Annotated in this window: 5 protein-coding genes and 1 tRNA gene; 2 read left to right on the plus strand and 4 right to left on the minus strand. The window is 63.6% G+C overall.

Features of this window, described 5'->3' with window-relative positions:
• Positions 1 to 417: 417 nt before the first annotated feature.
• A complete protein-coding gene (locus B5483_RS22580; protein WP_054944204.1) occupies positions 418 to 1,317 on the minus strand; it encodes a LysR family transcriptional regulator in 900 nt (299 codons plus the stop codon).
• 144 nt (positions 1,318 to 1,461) lie between these two features.
• Between B5483_RS22580 and bdcA the strand changes: the two genes are divergently transcribed.
• Positions 1,462 to 2,175: an SDR family oxidoreductase gene (gene bdcA, locus B5483_RS22585; protein WP_054944205.1), complete on the plus strand. Its 714-nt coding sequence runs from the start codon at positions 1,462 to 1,464 to the stop codon at positions 2,173 to 2,175.
• 217 nt (positions 2,176 to 2,392) lie between these two features.
• On the opposite strand, the gene B5483_RS22590 is transcribed toward bdcA, so the two are convergent.
• Positions 2,393 to 4,000: a carboxylesterase/lipase family protein gene (locus tag B5483_RS22590; RefSeq protein WP_079732141.1), complete on the minus strand. Its 1,608-nt coding sequence runs from the start codon at positions 3,998 to 4,000 to the stop codon at positions 2,393 to 2,395.
• Complete coding sequence (locus B5483_RS22595) at positions 3,997 to 5,274, minus strand: SGNH/GDSL hydrolase family protein (protein ID WP_176168186.1); 1,278 nt, start codon at positions 5,272 to 5,274, stop codon at positions 3,997 to 3,999. The genes B5483_RS22590 and B5483_RS22595 overlap by 4 nt, the downstream gene beginning before the upstream one ends.
• A gap of 59 nt (positions 5,275 to 5,333) precedes the next feature.
• On the opposite strand from B5483_RS22595, the gene B5483_RS23350 reads away from it, so the two are divergent.
• Entirely contained in the window at positions 5,334 to 5,732 is a 399-nt protein-coding gene (locus tag B5483_RS23350) for a hypothetical protein (RefSeq protein ID WP_217698243.1), read from the plus strand.
• Between the two features lie 48 nt (positions 5,733 to 5,780).
• Here the strand turns inward: B5483_RS23350 and B5483_RS22605 are convergent.
• A tRNA-Met gene (locus tag B5483_RS22605) sits at positions 5,781 to 5,857 on the minus strand.
• Positions 5,858 to 5,875: the final 18 nt, after the last annotated feature.

The raw sequence follows: 5,875 nt of genomic DNA on the forward strand, positions 1-5,875 counted from the left end.
TCTGTGTTGGCGACCGTAGCAGAAAACCGTGTGTTCCGCCGCGGTGAGAGGCCCTCTAAGTCCCACCCACGATTCGGTCAAACCCTTTTTTCAAAGTTTTTGAAGAAAGTTCGATCAGCGCTGCTGGAGCCGCTCTTCGCACACGTAAGGCAAGGCAATTGCGATACTTTCTCCCAATGGCCGGATCTCCCGGCCATCCGCCGGGGCCATTCCGCGCGCTTCGACTTGCATACCGTGGCCAAGACCCTGGCTTCCCGAGATTCGCCTTTTGGGCCCCGTGCACTTTTGCCTTGGCGGAGACGAATTCGCCGATGCTGCGGACCGTTCCTTACGGTCCGGCCCCGAGATCCATGCCAATTTTCGGACCCTATGTGGGAATCGGCAATCGCTGCATCCCCTGCTCCACGGTCCGGCCATTTACGCCAGTTCCCAGTACGGCGGGTCACCGAAGCTGCGCCGCAGGCTGTCGCCAAGGGCACGGATCTTGGAAGAGGCGCCATGATCGCGTGGATAGGTCAGGAACAGCTCGGCGCCTTCTGCCGGCCACCCGATGTCGATTGCGACCAGATCGCCTTGCCTGATTTCCTCGTGAACGAAGAAGGACGGCAAGAGAGCCAACCCGAGACCGGCGAGGGCAGCGTCGCGCATGACCAGGCCATTGTTGACCCGCAGAGCTGCTCCTGGCCGGATGACCGACCATCCCGAACCGACAGCGAAGCGCCAATCGCCCGTTCTGTTGGCGTAGAGCACGCCCCTATGACGCTCGAGATCGGAGAGTGAAGTCGGCGCGCCATGAGCAGCTAGGTAAGCAGGCGATGCTACAAGAAGGCGGCGACTCGCTGCCAGTCGGCGAGCGATCAGGCGCCCATCCCCAACTGCACCGTGCCTCAGAACAGCATCGAAGCCACCCGTGGCGGCATCAACGAAGCTGTCATCCAGTTCAAGAGACATTTCGATCCCGGGGTTTTCCTGAAGGAACCGGGCAACCGCGGGTCCGAGGTGTAGGACGCCGAACCCGACCGGAGCCGAAATACGCAGCGGCCCAGCCAGTTTGCCACTGCTGGCATCGAGCTCCGCAGTCGCTTCCTCGACCTCGCGGAGGATACGGCGCGCACGTTCGATGAATGCCTGGCCGGCGCCGGTCAGTGCAAGCCGGCGCGTGGAACGCTGGAGCAAGGTTACTCCCAGCACTCTCTCCATCTCGGCCAGTCTCTCGCTTACGACCGACTTGGCCAGGCCGAGTCGCCTTGATGCGGCGCTGATCGAACCCTCGTCGACTGTAGCGACAAAGGCAGCGATACCGTCGAGCTTCATCATCGTTCGGTTATTCCGTCATTAAGGTCCGGAATTGGACGTCTAGTTCGAACAATGAATGATTGGCATCTTCAGGTCCAGACAGCGAGAGTGACCTGGTATTTCAAGGATCCATCCCGCTGGCGATCTAACCAGAGGAGACAGATCATGAATGACCTTACCGGAAAGAATGTCCTTGTACTCGGTGGCAGCCGCGGCATCGGCGCCGCGATCGTCCGTCGCTTCAGCGCTGCGGGTGCCTCCGTTGCCTTTACCTATGCCGGATCGCAGGATGCCGCCAACAGTCTGGCTACCGAGACCGGAGCACGAGCGATCCAGGCGAACAGCGCCGATCGAGACGCCCTCACTTCCACGGTCGCAAGTCGCGGGGCATTGGACGTCCTTGTGGTCAACGCCGGAACCCTCGTCTTGGGCGATCCACTGACACTCGACGCAGACGAGATCGACCGGATGATCGATGTCAACGTCCGCGCACCCTATCACGCATCGGTGGAAGCAGCGCGGCGCATGAACGATAACGGGCGGATCATCATCATCGGCTCGGTCAACGGCGATCGGATGCCATTCGCGGGCGGCGCAGCCTATGCCCTGACCAAGTCAGCCATGCAGGGCATGGTGCGTGGATTGGCGCGCGACTTCGGCGATCGCGGTATTACGGTCAACAGCATTCAGCCCGGGCCGACCGATAGCGACATGAACCCGGCCGAAGGGCCGATGGCTGCTACGATGCACAGCTTCATGGCGATCAAGCGCCACGTCAGGCCTGCGGAAATCGCCGAACTGACAGCCTACATCGCTGGACCTCACGGCGCGATGATTACCGGGTCGATGCAGACAATCGATGGAGCTTTCGGCGCATAACGGCGGATCGAAGCACGCAAACTGGCGACCGATGCATCGATACCGTGCATCGGTGGCCAGTCGAGATCGGTCAGATGCAATCCGTCGAACCGAGAAATGCGTGCGCCACGCAGGATTGCACCGCGGTCAGAAATCGCATGGGGCACGCCCAGTTGCTTGCTAGCCTGCAACGTAAGCCCGTTATCGCGGTGCGCGCCTCCGGGGCAGGCCGGCATCGTCAGAAAAGACCGAGTTGCCCCCCGCTCGCGACGAAAGCGCGATAGTCGCGCAACCGGTCGGCTGCGAGCACCTCGACCGCTTCGACTTTGTCGGAAAGCCTCTGCATCCGGCCGCTGTACAGCGCCGGCCAAGAGGGAAGCTGCCCGCCGTTGGGATTGCCGGTGCGGACGAAGTTGGTCCAATAACCGCTGATCTGCTCGCTCAGCAGGCGGTCGGGAAGGCTCGGCCGGGAGATGGCGGTGCCGACGGTAGCAAAGACATACGGAACTTCTGACGTATGAAAGCTGCCGAACCGTCTGCCGACCTCGTCGTCCTGCGGGTGATCGAAAAGATAGGCAAACACCGGTGCCGCATTGCGCGGACGGCGATCGGCCCACTGCATCATCGCCGCGATCGCCTGCTCTCTCAGAAGCGATCGCGCCGCCCGAGCGGGGTCGGAGCCATGCACCGGCCCGTAATAGCGCCTGAATACCGCGGCGCTCTTGCCGAAGCGCCGCTCCAACAGCACCTGCAGTCCTGCCGCATCCGCGACATGCCAATCGGGTGACGTGCTCGTCTCGTCTGCGGTCAGGCCGGTCAGCACCGGAACGCTGCTGCGCTGCCGATGCGGATCCGGCAATACGCGCGGTTCGGTGACCGGACGGAAGCGAATGCCCGGTGGCCCCACAGACGGATCGTTCGCCGCGCGCTGGATCGCCGCGACAGGCATGGAACGCAAGGAGGCCAGATCGATGGCACCGGCGGCCTGCGCAACCTTGACGCCCTGCGCCTCGGCCACTGCAAGCGGCGGTGGATCGGCGAGGGACCCCATGCCCGAGCCGCTCTCTGCGATCGCCCGGTGGAACAGCCCCTCCGCCGACGGTGCGGCCAGCAAAGCGTGGACGGACGCCGCACCGGCCGATTGCCCGGCGATGGTGACCGCCGACGGATCGCCGCCGAACCGGGCGATGTTGCGCTTGACCCAGCGAAGCGCCGCGATCTGGTCCATGAGGCCGTAGTTACCCGAGGATCCCGCTTCCGCCGTGAGAGCCGGATGAGCCAGAAAGCCGAACGCGCCAACGCGGTAGTTGATCGTCACGACGACAATGCCCCGCGCGGCCAGCTTTGCCCCGTCATAGATTGGGACCGAGGCGGATCCCCCCGCAAATCCGCCACCATGGATCCAGACCATGACTGGTTCCCGGCCCGTCAACCGCGGGGTCCAGACATTCAGGAACAGGCAGTCCTCGCTCATCGAACGGGTCGGGAAATAGGCTGCGGACCAAGGCGAGCCACCGGGCGGGACGTAGGGCGGATCCTGCTGGCAATCCGCACCGAATGCCGTAGCGGCGCGCGTTCCACGCCACCGCTCAACGGGCGTGGGTGCCTTCCATCGATTTACGCCGCCCGTATCGCCCGCATAGGGAATGCCGAGAAACGCGAACGCGCCCGGCACCTCTATTCCGGCGAGTGCACCGGTGTCGATACGCACCACAGGCGCCCGCGTTTCCGCCTTAGCGGCCGGTGCGACACCGCCCGCAGTCGCCGTCAGCAGCCCGACAATGCCCGCATGGGCCACGACCCATCCCAAGAGGCCCGAACGTACGTTGCGCAACCCTGCGATCATGGAAACATCGATAGGTCGATTCCGTCACCCATCGCCTGGTAGCCACGCTCGCTTGGGTGCAGATGATCCCCCGAATCGAACTCCGCCTTGAATTGGGCGGGTTGTTTGGGATCCCGCACCATGGCGTCGAAGTCGATGACGCCGTCCGGCTCGCCCGATGTCCGTATCCACGCGTTGACCGCATCGCGCATGGCAACTTTCGCCGGAGTCGACGTGAGCGCGTCGCCGGGGTTTGGCGTCAGCGTCCCGAAATAGACCTTGATCCCCCGTTCATGTGCTCGGGCAATGATCTGACGATAGCCACCGATCAGCTCCCCAGCAGTCAGTTCCGGACTGATGCCGAACGGTGAGGCGCCGGACATGTTGATGTCGTTGATGCCCTCGAGGACAATCAGGTGGGTGATGCCTTCGACACGCAGGGCATCGCGATCGAGGCGGGCCAGACCGGCGTCCCCCCATCCCGGGCTGAGCACCCGGTTTCCGCCAATTCCGGCGTTGATAACCGAGTAGGCAGCACCGCCCTTGCGTGCAGCCAGCCTGCGCGCGAGCGCTTCGGGCCAACCGCGGAGCATCGTGTGATCGGCTCGGTTCCCGTCGGTTATCGAATCGCCGAAAGCGACGATGACGTTCGGCTTCGTTTCACTCAGGACCGACACACCGGTTACGATGGGGCGCCCTTTCATCATCGCCGCACCCTGCGGCAGCACTGCGGCCATGGTCTGATCGCCCGGGGCCAGCATGAATCCCGCGCCACCGCGCCCCTCGTTGGAATACGTAGTGGCAAGGCCGATGGTGACGACCAGTTCTGTCCCCGGCTTGACTGGCAGCGAGACCGGATCGCTGAGAACCGGGCTGCCGGTCGGCACGCTGATCCGATCTACTCCGCCGAACGTGAGCCGCCGCAAAGTGCCCGCCCCGGCCGCGAAGCCGTCGGCGGCCAGAGCAACCGAAGCGCCAGCCAGTTCGAGCGGCGAAGTCCCGTTCTCATTCGACAACCGGATCCGCAGCTGCGACCCTTCGGCCTGGACAGCGATACGATAGCGCACCGTTCCTTCTATCGGCTGCTTGTTGAGCTCGGCACGCAATGCGTCGGCCGGGATATGCCAATGCTGGACCGCGAAGTCGACGAACTGATCGCTCGGCGGCGCATACGTGGCAGGGCTGGATTGATATGCCTCCGTCCAAGCAGATTCGGCCCGCGCCTGCGCGCCGGCAATCAGGATTGTCGCCAAGGCCGCGAGCGCGGTTACGCTTCGCCGAACCAGAGATGCCATCATCGCTTCCAACTCCCTCTGCCCAAAACTCTTGATCTTCAGGCGCGATGCACGCCGGAGTGCTGAAAGTCTTCGACGCCTTAAGCGACGTGGCGCATTTCGGTGATGCGGCTCATCGAACGATCCTCATCAGCTATGGCAGGTGGCTTGTCGGGAGGACGCGCGTGTGGACCACGACGCAGACAGACGACACCTCTCACCAACTTTATAGGAATTACGATTATAATTCTAGGTGGATGATCGTCAAGCGCGAGGGCGCGCGACGGCGGCCAGCAAACCAGATTGAGCGCAAGCCGCGACACGCCCCGAACCGCCAGGCCGATGCTTCGAAGAGCACGATCCGACCGCTGATCGAGGCGGCGGTGGTCCATGGCGGTGATAGCCGCGGTGGCAAGCACCGGCGTTTCGAACTGCGCGGCGGCGGCGGCGGTTGGGGGATCGGGGGGATCGGGCTTTGAACGACGAAGCCCCCGGCGCGCGGGCGCTGGGGGCTTCGTCGTACATGGTGGTTGCGGGGGTAGGATTTGAACCTACGACCTTCAGGTTATGAGCCTGACGAGCTACCGGGCTGCTCCACCCCGCGTCACCAAGGATGCGTTCA

Origin of the sequence: Novosphingobium mathurense (assembly GCF_900168325.1) — a bacterium.
Taxonomy (GTDB): Bacteria; Pseudomonadota; Alphaproteobacteria; order Sphingomonadales; family Sphingomonadaceae; genus Novosphingobium; species Novosphingobium mathurense.